Here is a 15,963-nt window from a genome sequence, read left to right as displayed (position 1 = left end):
AAATATGGATGAAAAGTCATTTGTTGTAGTTTTTCCAACAATATTTTCAAAAAATAAAATTCCGCAGCTAATATCCAATATCAAAAACATTCTAAAAATTAAAGATCAGCAATTCAAGTCAGTCAAACGGGATGGAGACATTATTTTAGTTGATGCAAATGATCCAGTTTTTGCATCATCTGCAATAAATTTACTTTTTGGTATTGAAAAAATAACAATTTCAAAACAAGTAAAAAATAATTTTCAAGATGTTGTAACTGAGATAACTGATGTTGGAGGGAATCTACTTCTAAAAAGAGAGAAGTTTCTAGTTAAAGTAGAAGGAGTTTCAAAAGGATTTCTTCCTAAAGATGTAGAGATTGCAGCTACATCAAACATTATTGAAAAAAAATCAAATCTTGGTGCGCATCCAGGAACAGAAGAGAATTATGATAAATTGTTGTATACTTTTTTAACAAAAAATTATGCATACATTAGTATTTTTTCAGATCAAGGAAATGGTGGAATTCCATATGAATTAAAAAATAAAAAGACAATTTGTGCAATTTATGATGAGATATCTGCAGTATCATGTTTTGAAACAATTAAACAAGGAAACCAAGTTAAGATAATTGTAGTTTATTCCCAAGAATCAGAATTACTAAATCTTGCAAAAATAATAAATCAAATTATTCCAAGGCTTGCTCAAGATAAAATCCAATTAGATTTCTATAATCTTAAAATTAAACCAAGTAGAACCAAAAATTATCTATTATTTGTAAATTCAGTTTTGGAGATAATGCTTCATTCTTCTATTGATAGAGTATCTATTGCAGTATCACCACTAGCATTTAGTTCTGATTTTATAGATAATTCATTAAGAAAAGTATTTGGAAAAAATAAAATTCCAATATTGCCTCTTTCTGGAGTTGATTACAATTTATTTTTAGAAGCAAAAGAGATTGGTTTGGAGAGAAATATCAAAAAACTAGAAAAAAGGATTTCAAATACATCAAATGAAATTCCCACTATTTTAAAAAATGAAGTTGATTTTGCCCTCAAAACAAAGAAAACTATAACTATCTCACTTGGACCAAACAACGTTCATGATATCTTAGATGCGCTGGATGCAAATCATTGAGAATTTAAACGGCATATTTGGTTTGATATTGTGCTCAAAATAGGAGAATTTATCTATCCATGGGGAAGCGGTCATTATTCTCGTATGATGAGACTAAACGAAGTCTTAGGGGATCATATTAAAGAAAAGTTTGAAATTCATTTTTCTAGCAAGGACCATGTTTATGAAAAACTATTAGATAAATTTCCAGAACAACGAGAAAAAATTCATGAGATCTTAATGCCTACCCCAATTGATGGAAAGTTTGGTCCAAGTGTTACAATGTCTCTAATGAATTTGCTCTTACCTATTTCAAAAAATCCACCATTAATTAGACAAATTATAAATTATTTGAAAGAAGAAAGAAAGCTATACAACAAAGAAAAATTTGATCTGGTAATTAATGATGGAGATATGGGTTCAAATATTCTTGCAAAAAATAGAAACATTCCAAGTCTGTTTATCACCAATCAATTCAGACCTAAATTGTATAATTCAAGATCATATTTGTATCCATCATTGATTTTTGTTGCAAAACAAATTGCTAAAGCATCAAAAATACTTGTAGCTGATTCACCACCACCATTTACTTTATGTGAATATAATCTCAATTTTACAGAGGATGTAAAAGAAAAAATAACATATGTCGGACATTTTACAAAAAATAAAATCTCCAAAAGAGAAGAAAAATCTAGTTTAGAAAAATTAGTAGAAAACAATGATTTTGGTTATTGGATGAGAACAGGGAATAAATCAACTAATGATGGAACTGGTCAGAGATATGAGCAAGTATTTCACCAAGAAGAAATGAAGGATGAAAAAAGAATAATTTCTCATGCACGAAACGATTCTAGCATAGATTCTGTTTTAGGTAAAGATGGTAAAAAATATTCAATTACTGATGCAGTTGATAAAAAAATTGATTGGATACAAATTGATGTTGGTTTTCTCTCAGAACAAGAAAAGGATTCGATACTAAATTTATGCAAATATGCAGTAGTAAATGGTTCCCATACAGTAATGGGTGAAATAATGGGTGGAAAATCAAAACCAATCATCGGATATCCCATATATGATGAGCACACTAACAACATCAAATGGGCTCATGAGAAGAAACTTGGAATTTTAGTTACAAATACAAAACAAGTAACTAAAGCAATTTTCAATATTAAAGAAAATTATGGAATTTTCGAAGAGAATTTAGTGGAATTTTCGAAAAACTTTGTTCCTAACGGAGCAGAAAATTCAGCAAAGATTGCTGCTCAAATCTTAGAAGAAAAGAGATAATAGATTATTTTTTGAATTTTGCTCATCTGGCACGCGGGATTTCGATGGGCGAACGGACCGAAAGGGATGATGAAAAAATCCGCGTGTCAGATTAATATCGATCTGCTAAGAATGTGGGAACGCTTTTATGGAAAAAATTAAGCCAAATCAACAGTGCCTAATTGTCCTGAATGTACAGCAAGAGAGAAGAAGAAGATTCAAGCAAAGTATGAAGCAGACACTCCAGAAGAAGAGAGGGGCAGAGATGATTTATTCAAACTATATGATGAAATTGAAATTCCTATGAAAATGGATGCTGCTACAAAGCATTTCATTTGTAAGAGATGTGGATTATATGCTACACGGGAACAAGTATCAGATATTCGATACAAATTAAATCAAAAAGAGAGAACTAGAGATGATAAGCACGATGACTATCTTGAATGGTGGTCAAAAAGCAAGAAAGAAAAACAAGAAAACTAGAGTGGGTTAATATGGTAAAAAAGAAAGATGACATTCCTGATTGGGTTACTGATGAGATCCAAAATGCAAAATTTCAAAAACCAACAGAGATGAAAAAAACAGGTTATATTCTTGAATTGTATGATGCAGATAACAAAATAGATACACAGTTGTATGATCCTGTGGAAGATGGAAGACATATTGTTACCATGGATTTACCAAAAAAGATCAAAATGTCAGATCTTGAAAAAGGTGTTGTCTATGAATTTACATTTAATCAACACAAAGCACCATTAAGTAAAAAAGTATCAGAGTATCTTGAAAAAGAAAAAGAAATTGAAATGAATGCAATTTATCAATTTGAATTAAAATCATTAGAAATGTTAGATGTAGGCTCAACTGAGGCTGCAGATGATGATTTGGAAGAATAATTAAAATCTATTTCTTTGAATCTAGTTGTTTTTTAAATGATTTTCCAATAATTGGATTAATAAAATATGGAAAAGTATGTTTCATCCATACTGCACCTCTAACAACAGATGGAACAATAATTTCTAATCTAGAAGAATTTGATGCTTTGAGAATTGCTTTTGCAACTGTTTTAGGACTTAATGAAGTTGGAGAATATTGAGGCATCTGTTCAAAAGAAGGATGATCAAAGAAGTTTGTTCTAACCATTATTGGACTGACTACTGTAATTCCAATTCCAGTTCCTTTTAACTCATGTTTAAGCCCCTCTGAGAATCCAAGCATTGCAAATTTAGATGCACAATATGATGTAATTCCTGGCAAACCAAAACTTGCAGCAACAGATGCCACATTAACAATATGACCAGATTTTTTTTCTAACATTGATGGAAGGAAATTTTTGATACAGTAAACCATGCCCAAATAATTTGTTTCCATTTGAGATTCAATCTCTTCGATAGATAGTTCAGATACAGAACCATAAATTGCAAAACCAGCATTATTTACTAGTATATCGATAGAATCAAATTTTTCTAAAACTATTTTTGATATTTCATTAACCTGATCTTTTTTTGAGACATCACAGGACAAAATCATTGTAGTAATATGGAATTTTTTTAATTGATTTTCTACATCTTCGAGTTTATCGGTTCTTCTAGCAACTAAAATAACATTTGCTCCAAGTTTAGCAAATTCTATGGCGGCTTCTTTCCCAATACCAGAGGATGCACCAGTAATTAGAACATTTTTGTTTTTGAAATCCACAAATTAAGAAAATCGTTTTATGATAAAGTGGTTTCTATTAAGTTTGTGGCTTTGATATTCTACTCAAGGCTAGTTTGACTAAAAGCAGCCATGTAACTACAATAGGGACATAATAAGTTGCAATTCTCCAACCAATAACTGCATCCCAAGCAACAACCCCCTTTGGAATATCAAAATCAAATGGATTCAGATTATTAAGATATGCTACAATTCCAAATTCAGCTAAACCAGAACCACCAACTGTAATGGGTAGGTTTCCAATAGCATTTGCACCCATTACTGCCATAATAGAATCAAATGCATTAATCACATATCCTGTACCCATTGCAATAATCATAAATGATATTCCATAAAATGACCATGATGCTAGTGAAAAAAAGAATGACACTGTAAAAATTTTTTTGGATTCAGAAGTTTTTAGATTTTCTTTGCTCATAGTACAAACTTCTTCCATCCAGATGTTTGTCTTATCAATATATTTAGTCCCTTTTGCTTTTCCTAATTTTATTACAAGGTTTGCCAAAACTTTTGGAACTTGGAACATATGTACAGAAGATAAGACAAACATTACCAACCACAAAGCTGTTACGACAATACTTGTAGCCAAAATAATTGCTGCAACTACATATGCTCCATTCATTAATGCTATAATTCCAGCTATAATAGATAATAGACCTGCAGCAAATACTTCAGTTACAATATCCATAATGGCAATCCATGCAGATTTTGAAGCCTTTACTCCTTTTTTGTGCAAATAATAGAGTACAACAAATTCTGCTCCTACAAACATAGGGGTAGTAAATTTGATAAATTCACTACCAACTCGGACACCAGTTAATTTCCAAAAAGAATCAAAACTTCCAAGATATTTTCTTGCAATATATGCAAATTTTACTCCCTGAAGGCCTAGTTTTATCATCATTGCAATAACTGCACCTAAAAATGGAAAAAATCCAATTGCTAGTACATCTTCTAATTGAATGTCAAATTGAATGGCAATAACGAAGATTGGAATTAGTGTAATAGGTATTACTACTAGTCTCCAGTTCATTTGATGAGTTTTTTGGGGAATCAAATATGAAAGTTGATAGACATTTAGTCACAAGAAAATTTATGCCTAAAATTAGGCGTGATTTTTTTAAAAAATTAGATTTAGGATGATTATTTTTCTTGGGTTTGTAGTTCTAGTTTTATCTCAGAGAATAATGATTCTAGTTTTTCAAATTCTGTTAGATTTCTTTCCTGAAGGAGTTTTACTACTAAATCTTTAAGATAAACTTCCTTTTCAGATGTACTTTGAATCACAAATAGAGTCTAAATTAGTAGAATAAAGTTAAAGTGGAATTTTTTGGTAACTCTCTTGTCCATTTTGGCATTTTCTATGGTGTTTTAGATAAGAACGTAGTTTGAAATATAAGCAAATTAAGAAAACTAGACGGATTGAAAACAATTTTCATTTCAGGTACTGCAGGTTCTGGAAAATCATCTCTAACATCAAAACTATATGATTATTACACAAAAAATGGAGCCTTTTGTGCTGTTCTAAATTTAGATCCTGGAGTTGAAAGTCTACCATACACATGTGATGTAGATGCTAGAGATTATGTGGATATGTTATCAATTATGCAACAATATGATCTTGGTCCCAATGGAGCTTTGGTGATGGCAAATGATATAATCGCTTCAAAAATTGATGATATTCAAAATGAGGTTAATAGAATTAATCCAGATTATTTAATTGTGGACACACCAGGACAAATTGAATTATTTGCATATAGATCTAGTGGACGTTTTATTGTAGAAAATATTTCGACAGACGAAAAAATTAGCATTTTTTTGTTTGATGGAGCTCTAATTACTACTCCAGTAAATTTTGTATCAATAGCACTTCTTGCTACTTCAATTAGACTTAGATTAAATTTACCGACAATTAATGTTGTAACAAAGACTGATCTTATTGGAGAACGATTAAAAGATATTCTCAAATGGTCAACAAGTTTGAGTACACTAGAGGATGCACTTGCTAAAGATACAGATGGTGAAACCTACACACTGACTACAAATATTTTACGTGGGCTTAACCTAGGTGGATTTGCTCAGGGGCTAATTCCAATATCAAATATTTCAGGTGATGGATTGGTAAATCTAGAAGGTGCTATGAGCAGAATTCTTAACTTGGGTGAGGAGGTAGAAGACTAGTTGGTATCAAAAATTACTGTAAAAGCACCATCATCTACTGCAAATCTGGGTCCAGGATTTGATGTATTTGGATTAGCAATAAATGCATTTTATGATGAAATCACATTAACAAAAATAAAAAAAGGAATTACAATAATTACGAATGATAACGTTCCTACAAACCCTGAAAATAATACAGCTGGATTAGTTGTAAAAAATATGAAAGAAAAATTCAAAATTAAAGATGGTATTGAAATCAAAATAAGCAAAGGTGTCCCTGCCGGATTTGGAATGGGTAGTAGTGCAGCTTCAGCAGCTGCAACAGCAGTTGCATTTGATAAATTATTTAAATTAAATCTTGATGGTAACGCATTAGTAGAATTTGCTGGATCAGGTGAAAAAGCAAGCGCTGGATCAGTACATTATGATAATGTAGCAGCTTCAGTATTAGGTGGTTTTGTTATTGTAAAAACTAATCCACTTGATGTGATTAGAATAGAACCTCCAGCAAATCTTAGAATGTGTATTGCAGTTCCTAAATTAACTGTTCCAAAAAAGAAAACTAAAGTATCAAGAGGTGTAATTCCTAAAAAGATCAAATTAACAGATAGTGTTTTGAATCTATCCAATGCTGCAGCAATAGTTGCAGGATTTATGAAAAAGGATCCAGAGATAATTGGAAAATCAATTCAGGACATAATTGTAGAGCCAGCAAGACAGCATATGATACCTGGATTTTCTAAAGTTAAGCAAAATGCCATAAAAGCTGGTGCTTTAGGTGTAACAATTAGTGGTGCAGGACCTTCAGTAATAGCATTTGCAAAGAGTTCATCGGATTTGAAAAAAATTTGTTTAGCAATGTCTAAAGGATTTGCAAGTGCTAACACAAAATGCCAAACAATAATCTGCAAACCAAGTAAGGGTTCAGTAGATAAGAGAAATAAATAGTGATAATTTATGAAAAAAGCAGTTATAGTTTTCAGTGGTGGGGTTGATTCTGTTTGTGCAGTTTCAATTCTCAAATCAAAATATGATTTGTATGGAATTACATTTTCATATGGTCAAAAGGCAAGTATGGAAATTAAGGCTGCAAAAAGTTTTGCAAAAAAAATGAGATTAAAAGATCACAAAATAATCGATATTGATTTTATGAAAAATTTGTATGGAAATTCTAATGTATTAACAAATACCAAAAGAAAGATACCTAGCGAATTTGAATATTCTATTGTAGTACCAATTAGAAATGCAGTATTTTTGTCAATTGCATCAGCATGGGCTTACTCACTTGACGCTAGATTAGTTGCATATGGAGCACATACTGGAGATAAACACTATCCAGATTGCAGACCTAAATTTGCAAAAAAACTAGAATCAGCTTTTAACCAAGGAGAAATTGATGGAATAAATTCAAAAATACGACAAAAAATAGAAATTTGGTCTCCATATCGTCAGGGATTATCAAAAAGTGATTTATTAAAATCTGGAATCAAAGTTTTGGGTGACTCTATTTTTAAAACTTGGAGTTGTTATTCAAATAAAAAATATCATTGTGGTAATTGTGAATCTTGTAATAACAGAAAAATTGCATTTGAAAAAGCTAGAATTAATGATAAAACAAAATATTTAGATTAATTAGAGTAGCTATTACCAAGGATTTTCTTTTTAAGAATAAAACCTCTAATTCCAATATACCAAATCAAGAATACAATTCCTACGATTCCCATAAACACATAATTTTGTAATTCAGGAGATAATCCTTCAAATGAATTTGTAATTTCTCTTGATGATAGCATTGAAACTGCAAGAACAATTCCAAATTCAATTGCATACCATGTCCAACTAGGCCAAGATTCTTTTGGAATATGGACATTAGGATGTGCTCCCATGACTCATCAAAAAAGATTGATTATTTAATTTTTCAGTATGGTCAAAAAGATGAATTTGAGGCACGTTTTCGTATAAGATTCATTATACTCTCATTTTCTTCTTTATTTTCATAAATACCTCTAAATGCTGAAGAAGAAAGAACTGCATCATTTCTAACACCTCGCATTTTCATACATAGATGTTCTGCATCTGCTAATACAACAACTCCTTTAACTCCTTGAGAGAATAGCTCATCAGCAATATTTTTGGTTAGTCGTTCCTGAATTTGTAATCTCTTTGAATATTTTTCAACTAATCTAACAAGTTTGGAAATTCCAAAAACTCTTCCATTTGGGGAATATGCAATGTGGATTTTCCCAAAAAATGGTAGCATATGGTGTTCACACATTGAATAAAATTGAATATCTCTTGCTATTACTACACCTGAATCCTCTGAGAATTGTACAGATAATTCAGAGTCAGAATCATAACCACCAAAAATTTCTTTATACATATTTGCAATTCTTTCTGGAGTTTCTCGTAATCCTTCACGGGTAGGATCTTCTCCAACTTCAATAATTAGCTCCCTTACGAGTTTTTTTACACGTTCTTCATCCATGGATAATGACATGGAATTTTTCTAGTATTTGAACCTAAGCTGCTTTTTAGGCAGGTGGTAATTTTATGGAGCACCAATAAATTTGTGTAATTGAGGAACTACTTTGACATCAATATAATGTGGATATACAACATCATACAATTCTAGCAATAATTCTAAAGATGGCTCTGAAATACCATAAGTGGGTTGAATGATAAAACCATCAATATCATCTTTTGAAATATTTTTAAAAATTTGATTTACAAGTGCTTTAAAATCATCAAGAGAAGTTTTTGAGCTTACTACAATTTTGATATAAGTTGTTTTATGCTCATTGACTGATGAGATTAGACATTTCATAGTATGCTCTATTAGTTTATCATAATGTTTAGAATCTACAAACTCAGAATCTTTTGTCTTAAATTCTATTTTTACAATATCTATAAAAGGTAAAACATGATTGAATCTATCAATATCAAAACATGAAGATTCAAGGTATGTTGGGATTTTTTTCATTTGAATATGCTTTGCAAGTTGTGCAACAGCTTCATGTTGAATTAATGGATCACCTCCTGTAAAATTTACTTTGTATGTTTGATTTTTTAGATTAGAGTCAATGAGTTGATTTGCTTCCTCAATAGAGTATTCTTTTCCAGAATTCATTGGAAGTGATTCTTTAGTATCACAATAATAACATGTAAATGGACATCCTGCAAGTCTTACAAAAAGTGTTTTTGTTCCATAAAGTATTCCTTCTCCTTCTACAGATGTAAATATCTCAAATAGTCTTACTTTCAAGTAATAACAGTAATTTTTTTCATTATTTATTCAATGGGATTTCTTCTAATGCATTACTGGTTCTTTAGAATGGAATAAACCTGAAATGAAAAAAACTACACCTAAAATTCCAATTGTGCTTCCGATTAATTCTATTTGATTTTGGAAAATTCCTTCAATTGGTGCCCATAACCATGCCATTAAAGCTCCAACAATTATCATGGGAATTCCTACGCCTACTGTAATTGTTTTAGAAGCCATGCTCATGCTGTTTAGAAAATGTATATGAAGTTTATGATATTATTTTAGAGAGAATTTTTAATTTCTTGTAATTGCTTTGCTAGATTTCTTAGGAGATCATTTGCTATATCGATCTCTCCATCAGATAAACTTCGTTTAATACTGTTCAATGTATTTTTAGCATCTTCTATAAGACCTTCATCAATTCCATCAATTTGAGATAATCTCAATAGTGTTTTTTCAACTTGTAAAACTCGGGATTCAAGGCGATCATTTTTTGTTAATTCAAACTGATCTTTAATTGAAATGATTTTCCTAATTTGTTCAACAATTTCTCTAGGATTATCAGCAGATGAGAGATTTTCTTTGGCATTCTCAAGTTTTTCAATTATTTCATCAGATAGATCTTGTTTCTTTGCATTTTCAATTAATCTATCGAGTTGCTCCAGGTATTGCTGTGCATATTCTTTAGCACGTTGAGATTCTTTTTTTGATGCTTCTTCTCGAATTTGTTTATTAATGTCCACAATAGTCTCCTTAATTTCTTGAAGCGTTTCTAATGCTTGGGTAAATTCATGATTGCTGACTTGTTGTCTTGAAATTGAGAATAACTCATCGAGTTGAGTAAAATTAATAGATGCATCATATTTTTTGGCAATTGCTTTTAGACTGTTAACGTATACTTGTAATCTCTGAATATCATTTGATGGATCCTTAACATTTTGACGTGTGGACTCTGATGTTGTTTTTGGTGTAATATCAGATGCTGTTTCTGTGGCAACATCTGTCGTAGGAGAATATCTAGAGATTTGAGTAAAGATTTTCATTGCTGAAAGAAAATATTTTTTGGCCGAATCAACATCATCATTTCTAATTGCCTTTTCTAATGCATTAACTTCATGAATACCTTCATCAAATAATTTCTTAATTTTATCTGGGGAATCAGAAGAAATTTGGTTTTCAATTTGGTTTTGTGCACGTTTAGCTAGTTTCAAAAGAATTGTAGGATCATCTTGAGCATAGATACTGTTAGTCATTCCACCAAAGGCCATACTGGCAACTAGAATCAATAGACTAAAGGTAACAATGGATTTCATTCTTCAGCCTCCATTTCTTTTTTCAATTTTACCAAATTTTGTAGATCTTTTTTAGAAATTTCAATAACGCCTTGTCTTTCTAATCTTTTTACTGCTCTCCACATGGTGGTTCTAGGTTGAAGAAATTTCTTTCTAAGTTCACTTTCTAATACCTGACCACCATTTTCTGAAATAAATTTTACAATTTCTTTGTCATCTTCACGCATGTCAGGTCTTAGATTGAAAATAGTTTCAATCTCGGCTGGATCAATTTTTGTTTTAGATTCTGTAATTTCAGATTGTAGTACAGATGAAGATTTTGGTTGTTTTCTTTTGATCATTATTATTGCTACTGCTGCAGCTGCAGCGATAGAAACACCAATCATAGCAAAGGCATTATTTTCAAGTAAAGGTAGATCTGGGTTTGTTGTTGGTGGGTTTGTTGTTGGTGGGTTTGTTGTTGGTGGGTTTGTTGTTGGTGGGTTTGTTGTTCCAAATATGTAATTTATTTCAGATAATCCACTTCCTAGTTCAAGTTTAGTTTGTTCATTTTCAATTATCATATTAGTTGGTAATGCATTTAATCCAACAATAATGGTGTTAGCAGGCATAAGTAACGAATAATCTGTAGGAGAATCAAGAGAAAATGTCCAAACTCGTCCTTCTTTAGAAATTAAATCATGAATATCATAATCAATTGTAATTGAGGATGACCCAAACGTATCAATGGTAGCAGTATCAGAATTTATTTCACTAGATAGCAAAAATCCATTCTCTCCAACTGCTACAAAGTTATCAATTGATGAGCCAAATAGATTAACCTCAAGATCTGGTTGCAAAGGATCCACATCTATCTGAGCAGAGATATGAGCAGAGCCATCTGAGTATAGAGTTAGATCAAGCATTCGAGTAGTGCTGAATGAGGTCTGAAGTGGCATCGTTAAGGCTACGACAATTAAGCCAGTGATTAACAAAGGTGCTTTAACCATTGTTTCGAGGATACCCTCAGTCCTTACAAAAAGCATTCCATCCTCTCGAAGAGACTCTTTCCTGTGAACAGTCACGATTTCTGGATTCATGAGATCAGTACCTTAGATTCATGCTCTCCACTAATCCCTGGAACCGCTTAAATTCCTGGAAAAATTGAAGTCCTTTTTCAGTGATCAAAAAGACTCTATTCCTATCATTTTTGACGGATTCGACTAAGCCTGCTTCTACCAGTTTCTCACATTTGTCTAGTACTGCATAGTGAGATAGGTTGGCTTTGCGAGAGATTGCAGATACAATGACTCCATTACGACCACCATCGGCGGTAACGTCTAAGATATCACCCATTATGCCCATTTCGGACCTGTATTGTTGTTTTGACATGTCTTAGTATAGAACTACTTAGTTTATGAGGGACATTTTGAAACTTCAAAGCGGAACACAAAGCGGAACAGGTATTCCATGTAAAAAAATGCCAAAATTTTTAGCATTTTTGATGCGGGAGATAAATTTCAAGAAAAATCATTCCTGAAAAAACATCTGAAAAATTAGAAAATTATTGAAAAAGGATTATTTTTTATTTTTTTGAAATAATATTTTAAATTTTGTAGAAATAACCCATTTTACATTAATTTTAGTATATAAAGAACGGTGGTGTTCCACATTTTTTACTTCAATTTATTAAAAATTCATTAAAAATTTCTTCAAAAAAAGAGTTTTAATCATTTTAGGTTTGAAAAACCAGATTTATATCAAATAATCCAATTTTTAGTATTTGAGAATCAAAAGTTGGGAATAAAAAGAATTCTCAAAAAAGTGACTAGTCAACAGCAAAATAGGAAATCGAAATAATATTTCAAATTTACAGATCATTTTTTCAGAAGAATTAGTATTAGAATCTCAAAAATTCATCACATTATCTGGAGAATTTTTGGAATAATCTTTGTTATAGGTGAATTTGTCATTATTAAAAATTCCATAATTAAGAAAATCCAATAAATTCTTAGTTTGAATATTTGTAAAAAGATCTCATATTTTCTTTAATAGACAAAAAATCATTCACAAGGTCAGCTTTGAGATTCATAATAACTTTTTATTCCCAATTTTGAGAGAAAATCATAAAATGTTTGATAAATTCAAAAAAGAAGAGGGTGGAGAGATGGTTGAAGAAAGAATTGAGGAATCGTCTGAAGAAAGTGTGACTAGAGAAGAATCCACTAGTGAAATTGGAATTGGAGAATTAATTGATAAACGTGCTAAACTAGAGGAAGCAATTGATTATGTAGGTTTGATGATACGAAATCTGAAAGAAAAGAGGACCAATCTTGAGAAAGATATTGAAGAGGAATCAGTTGACATTAAAAATCTTAAAGAAAAACTCCAAAAAGTGAGTGAATACATTGAGGAAGAAAATAGAGGAATTCAAGAATTAGCAAATAAGAGACAAAAAGTAGAGAGTGAGGCTGATGAGGTTGGAAATATTATCAATAATTTGAGAGAGAAATTATCAGGTATTGATAGAGTTATTGATAATGAAGGAAATAGAGTTAGACAAATCAAAGAGTCAAAAGATACTCTTGAGAGTTAAAGAATTTTTAATAAAATTTTGAAGTGTTAGAGGAAAGTGTAGATGTATTTGATTCAGATGGAACTGATGGGAACATCTGACCTGTTGAACTTTCAGCAACGGCAGCTGCCTCTTTGAGAATTTTTTCAGACTCTAGATTTGTTGTTTCATCTAGTCCAAATGCTGCATCACCGGAGAAACTTTCGGTCATAAATCCACCAAGCATCTCTGCCATTTGATTAATTTCTTGTTCTGCTCCTGGCATAATTTTACCTAGTGAAGATTTGAGATTCTTCATCAATCCCATTGTTGGCATGATTGCAACAACAGTATCTCCTAGATCACTGCATGTGGTTAATCGTAATTCAATTTGTTCTAATGCAATTCTTGCGCCACTCAAAATCTTTGTAACTTTTCTTACTTCTGCTAACTCATTTCCAAGTACTCTACTTGTTTGTGTATCATGATTTTGGGTTGCCTCAACAATTCTTTGAAATAATTTTGAATCTCTCTGCTTTAGATTCTCAAGCATTGAATCTAGTTTTTTAATTTGTAATTGTAATTTTTTAATTCCTTCTTGTACTCTTGGTTTTAAAGCACCTTTTGGTTTAATCGTATCATTAATTTTTTCAGAAATACTTGGTTGTGGAGGTTTTGACCATTTATTAGATATATTGGGCATGAGTTTGTTTTAAAAAATTGTACTTAATGTCAGGTGTGAAGATTGGTTAACAGTACATTAAATTTGACTAACAAGAATTAGACATTAGGAATTAACTTTCTTTGTGGATGGATTTTTCTAATATGCATCTCCAAAACTGAGCCTTGAATTAGTGATTCTCCGCAAAGTGGACATTTTGTCATTTTAGTAAAATATACGACTGGGAATATCTATTTAAGTATTTTTTATAGGATTAAGATGGTTATGGCCACAAAGAAATTACTCATTATTATTCCAGTTGTAATAGTTGTATTCCTAGTTATTTTTTCACCACAGCCAGCTGAGAAGAAAAACAATATTGTTTTTCATTTAACAATGGCAGATCAGAATATCTACAATAATGGAATTTTTACTGATTCGTTTAGTGCCCAAAGGGGAGAGTATGTTTTTAGATTTGTTCCAAATGGAAGCAGTCCAGAAATATTATCAATTACATTAGTTGGTAAAAATTTGAATTTTCATGAAGACTTTAGGCTTAAAGGAATAGCACATCAAACTGGGATCTCAGAATATTATACTTGGGAATATGAAGGACAGAAGGATATTTTGATTTATGAAGATGAAGAGATCATAATTACCATTAATCCAAATGGAAATGTGAAAGGATCAGTATCAGTGGATATTTTACAAATATAGGAAAGGCGTAACCCCTTTACTGCAGAACACTGAGAGATTTCCTCTCTTTTCTGACGTCAAAACGTCTGATTACCTTTTTCGTTCTGCGGGGCCACGCGGTTTTAGTCGATAGGAATTATATCCTTCGGCATTAATTACTATAGGAAGTTTAACTATTTAAAATTTCATATGAAAAATTTTAAGATTTTATTTCAAATTATAAAAAATTTTGTGCCTATTTTATATTTAATTGAGCTTAAATTACGAAAATCTTTGAAAATACTATTGAGTTTATCAGGAAAAGTTGCACTAGTTACTGGAGGGAGCCGTGGAATAGGATTTGCAATAGCAAAAAAATTCTCAGAAAATGGAGCTTCCGTGATTATTACATCAAAAGATTCTGAAAGAGTAAAAAAATCGGCTTTAGAAATCTCTAATACGATTGGAATTACTGCAGATATCAAAAATAAAAATGATGTAAAAAATGTCATTGAGAAAATTTTAGAAAAATTTGGAAGATTAGATATTCTTGTAAATAATGCAGGAATTTTTCCAAAGATAAAACCAGTTCACCAGATAGAAGAGGATGACTGGAATGAAGTGTTGGATGTAAATCTAACAGGACAGTTTAGATTTACAAAGGAAGCAATTCCTCATTTGCAGAAAACAAAAGGATCTATTATCAACATATCATCAGATGCCGGATTAAAAGCATATCAAGGTTTTAATGCAGATGCTTATTCTGCATCAAAAGCAGCATTAATCCTACTGACAAAATGTTGGGCTTTGGAATATGCAAAAGACAAGATTCGAGTAAATTGTATCTGCCCTGGTGTTGTAGATACTGATATGACAATCCCATTTTTGAAGACTCAGAAAGATAAAGAATTCATGGATAGCGAACATCCACTAGGGCGAATTGGCAAACCTGAAGAAATTGCAGCAGCGGCACTTTATTTTGTATCAGAAGAAGCAGCATGGACCACAGGTGCAATTTTAACTGTAGACGGGGGAGAATCAATCAAATGATTACACATGGAATTAATACAACTCAAGGGAACATATGATGATGAAGGATAGAAAAGCCAAAGCAAAATTAATTATACTTTTAGGAATTATTTGGGTGATCATTACATTGCCTTTACCTTGGATAGTAAATAATCCGGAGGTCTCAGAATCACAATTTAACACCATTCTAGGAATTATTGGAGTAATGTCTATTCCGTTTATTGTTCTAGGAATAGTGTGGACCTTAAAACCAGAATTAACAACTTAGGT

22 protein-coding genes are annotated in these 15,963 nt (G+C 31.4%); 11 read left to right on the top strand and 11 right to left on the bottom strand.

Features of this window, described 5'->3' with window-relative positions:
* The first annotated feature begins 4 nt into the window (after nt 1-4).
* From ACX119_RS00560 to ACX119_RS00545, 4 genes are all read left to right on the top strand, one after another.
* Nucleotides 5-1,120: a thiamine biosynthesis protein gene (locus ACX119_RS00560; protein ID WP_459351225.1), complete on the top strand. Its 1,116-nt coding sequence runs from the start codon at nt 5-7 to the stop codon at nt 1,118-1,120.
* 30 nt (nt 1,121-1,150) lie between these two features.
* The gene (locus ACX119_RS00555; RefSeq protein WP_459351224.1) at nt 1,151-2,386 is read left to right on the top strand and encodes a glycosyltransferase; all 1,236 of its coding nucleotides are present in this window, start codon (nt 1,151-1,153) and stop codon (nt 2,384-2,386) included.
* Nucleotides 2,387-2,539: 153 nt separating this feature from the next.
* Nucleotides 2,540-2,848 (top strand): hypothetical protein, encoded by a 309-nt coding sequence (locus ACX119_RS00550; RefSeq protein ID WP_297594109.1) that lies wholly within the window; start codon nt 2,540-2,542, stop codon nt 2,846-2,848.
* An 11-nt stretch (nt 2,849-2,859) separates the two neighbouring features.
* The gene (locus ACX119_RS00545) at nt 2,860-3,258 is read left to right on the top strand and encodes a hypothetical protein (RefSeq protein ID WP_459351223.1); all 399 of its coding nucleotides are present in this window, start codon (nt 2,860-2,862) and stop codon (nt 3,256-3,258) included.
* Between the two features lie 7 nt (nt 3,259-3,265).
* Here ACX119_RS00545 and ACX119_RS00540 read toward each other — a convergent pair whose 3' ends face one another.
* The 3 genes from ACX119_RS00540 to ACX119_RS00530 form a co-directional block, all read right to left on the bottom strand.
* A complete protein-coding gene (locus tag ACX119_RS00540; protein ID WP_459351222.1) occupies nt 3,266-4,060 on the bottom strand; it encodes an SDR family NAD(P)-dependent oxidoreductase in 795 nt (264 codons plus the stop codon).
* A 37-nt stretch (nt 4,061-4,097) separates the two neighbouring features.
* The gene (locus ACX119_RS00535; protein ID WP_459351221.1) at nt 4,098-5,111 is read right to left on the bottom strand and encodes a lysylphosphatidylglycerol synthase transmembrane domain-containing protein; all 1,014 of its coding nucleotides are present in this window, start codon (nt 5,109-5,111) and stop codon (nt 4,098-4,100) included.
* A 110-nt stretch (nt 5,112-5,221) separates the two neighbouring features.
* The gene (locus ACX119_RS00530) at nt 5,222-5,365 is read right to left on the bottom strand and encodes a hypothetical protein (RefSeq protein ID WP_459351220.1); all 144 of its coding nucleotides are present in this window, start codon (nt 5,363-5,365) and stop codon (nt 5,222-5,224) included.
* A 135-nt stretch (nt 5,366-5,500) separates the two neighbouring features.
* On the opposite strand from ACX119_RS00530, the gene ACX119_RS00525 reads away from it, so the two are divergent.
* From ACX119_RS00525 to ACX119_RS00515, 3 genes are read left to right on the top strand one after another with little or no spacing between them, the layout of a single operon-like run.
* On the top strand, nt 5,501-6,259 hold the full coding sequence (locus ACX119_RS00525; RefSeq protein WP_459351219.1) for an ATP/GTP-binding protein: 759 nt from the start codon (nt 5,501-5,503) through the stop codon (nt 6,257-6,259).
* Nucleotides 6,260-7,186 (top strand): homoserine kinase, encoded by a 927-nt coding sequence (locus ACX119_RS00520; protein ID WP_459351218.1) that lies wholly within the window; start codon nt 6,260-6,262, stop codon nt 7,184-7,186.
* Nucleotides 7,187-7,195: 9 nt separating this feature from the next.
* The gene (locus ACX119_RS00515; protein WP_459351217.1) at nt 7,196-7,870 is read left to right on the top strand and encodes a 7-cyano-7-deazaguanine synthase; all 675 of its coding nucleotides are present in this window, start codon (nt 7,196-7,198) and stop codon (nt 7,868-7,870) included.
* Here ACX119_RS00515 and ACX119_RS00510 read toward each other — a convergent pair.
* The 7 genes from ACX119_RS00510 to ACX119_RS00480 form a co-directional block, all read right to left on the bottom strand.
* A complete protein-coding gene (locus ACX119_RS00510; RefSeq protein ID WP_459351216.1) occupies nt 7,867-8,124 on the bottom strand; it encodes a hypothetical protein in 258 nt (85 codons plus the stop codon). The two genes, ACX119_RS00515 and ACX119_RS00510, sit on opposite strands and share 4 nt — an antisense overlap.
* Nucleotides 8,125-8,165: 41 nt before the next feature.
* Nucleotides 8,166-8,723: a GTP cyclohydrolase I FolE gene (gene folE / locus ACX119_RS00505; protein WP_459351215.1), complete on the bottom strand. Its 558-nt coding sequence runs from the start codon at nt 8,721-8,723 to the stop codon at nt 8,166-8,168.
* A 63-nt stretch (nt 8,724-8,786) separates the two neighbouring features.
* Entirely contained in the window at nt 8,787-9,500 is a 714-nt protein-coding gene (locus tag ACX119_RS00500; RefSeq protein ID WP_459351214.1) for a 7-carboxy-7-deazaguanine synthase QueE, read from the bottom strand.
* Nucleotides 9,501-9,545: 45 nt separating this feature from the next.
* Nucleotides 9,546-9,740: a hypothetical protein gene (locus tag ACX119_RS00495; RefSeq protein WP_459351213.1), complete on the bottom strand. Its 195-nt coding sequence runs from the start codon at nt 9,738-9,740 to the stop codon at nt 9,546-9,548.
* Between the two features lie 44 nt (nt 9,741-9,784).
* A complete protein-coding gene (locus tag ACX119_RS00490) occupies nt 9,785-10,816 on the bottom strand; it encodes a hypothetical protein (protein ID WP_459351212.1) in 1,032 nt (343 codons plus the stop codon).
* Nucleotides 10,813-11,874, bottom strand: coding sequence for a helix-turn-helix transcriptional regulator (locus ACX119_RS00485; protein ID WP_459351211.1), 1,062 nt, complete (start codon nt 11,872-11,874; stop codon nt 10,813-10,815). The genes ACX119_RS00490 and ACX119_RS00485 overlap by 4 nt, the downstream gene beginning before the upstream one ends.
* A 4-nt stretch (nt 11,875-11,878) precedes the next feature.
* The gene (locus tag ACX119_RS00480; protein ID WP_211689035.1) at nt 11,879-12,139 is read right to left on the bottom strand and encodes a winged helix-turn-helix domain-containing protein; all 261 of its coding nucleotides are present in this window, start codon (nt 12,137-12,139) and stop codon (nt 11,879-11,881) included.
* Between the two features lie 766 nt (nt 12,140-12,905).
* Between ACX119_RS00480 and ACX119_RS00475 the strand changes: the two genes are divergently transcribed.
* The gene (locus ACX119_RS00475) at nt 12,906-13,370 is read left to right on the top strand and encodes a transcriptional regulator (protein WP_459351210.1); all 465 of its coding nucleotides are present in this window, start codon (nt 12,906-12,908) and stop codon (nt 13,368-13,370) included.
* Between the two features lie 7 nt (nt 13,371-13,377).
* On the opposite strand, the gene ACX119_RS00470 is transcribed toward ACX119_RS00475, so the two are convergent.
* Nucleotides 13,378-14,031, bottom strand: coding sequence for a Snf7 family protein (locus ACX119_RS00470; RefSeq protein WP_459351209.1), 654 nt, complete (start codon nt 14,029-14,031; stop codon nt 13,378-13,380).
* 243 nt (nt 14,032-14,274) lie between these two features.
* On the opposite strand from ACX119_RS00470, the gene ACX119_RS00465 reads away from it, so the two are divergent.
* The 3 genes from ACX119_RS00465 to ACX119_RS00455 all read left to right on the top strand — a co-directional run bounded on the left by ACX119_RS00465 (nt 14,275) and on the right by ACX119_RS00455 (nt 15,961).
* The gene (locus tag ACX119_RS00465; protein WP_459351208.1) at nt 14,275-14,706 is read left to right on the top strand and encodes a hypothetical protein; all 432 of its coding nucleotides are present in this window, start codon (nt 14,275-14,277) and stop codon (nt 14,704-14,706) included.
* A 264-nt stretch (nt 14,707-14,970) separates the two neighbouring features.
* Entirely contained in the window at nt 14,971-15,714 is a 744-nt protein-coding gene (locus ACX119_RS00460; RefSeq protein ID WP_459351207.1) for an SDR family NAD(P)-dependent oxidoreductase, read from the top strand.
* A 40-nt stretch (nt 15,715-15,754) separates the two neighbouring features.
* Complete coding sequence (locus tag ACX119_RS00455; RefSeq protein ID WP_459351206.1) at nt 15,755-15,961, top strand: hypothetical protein; 207 nt, start codon at nt 15,755-15,757, stop codon at nt 15,959-15,961.
* The last annotated feature ends 2 nt before the right edge of the window (nt 15,962-15,963 follow it).

It is taken from the genome of Nitrosopumilus sp. S4 (assembly GCF_054515835.1).
This window is presented reverse-complemented; position numbering and strand designations above follow the sequence as displayed.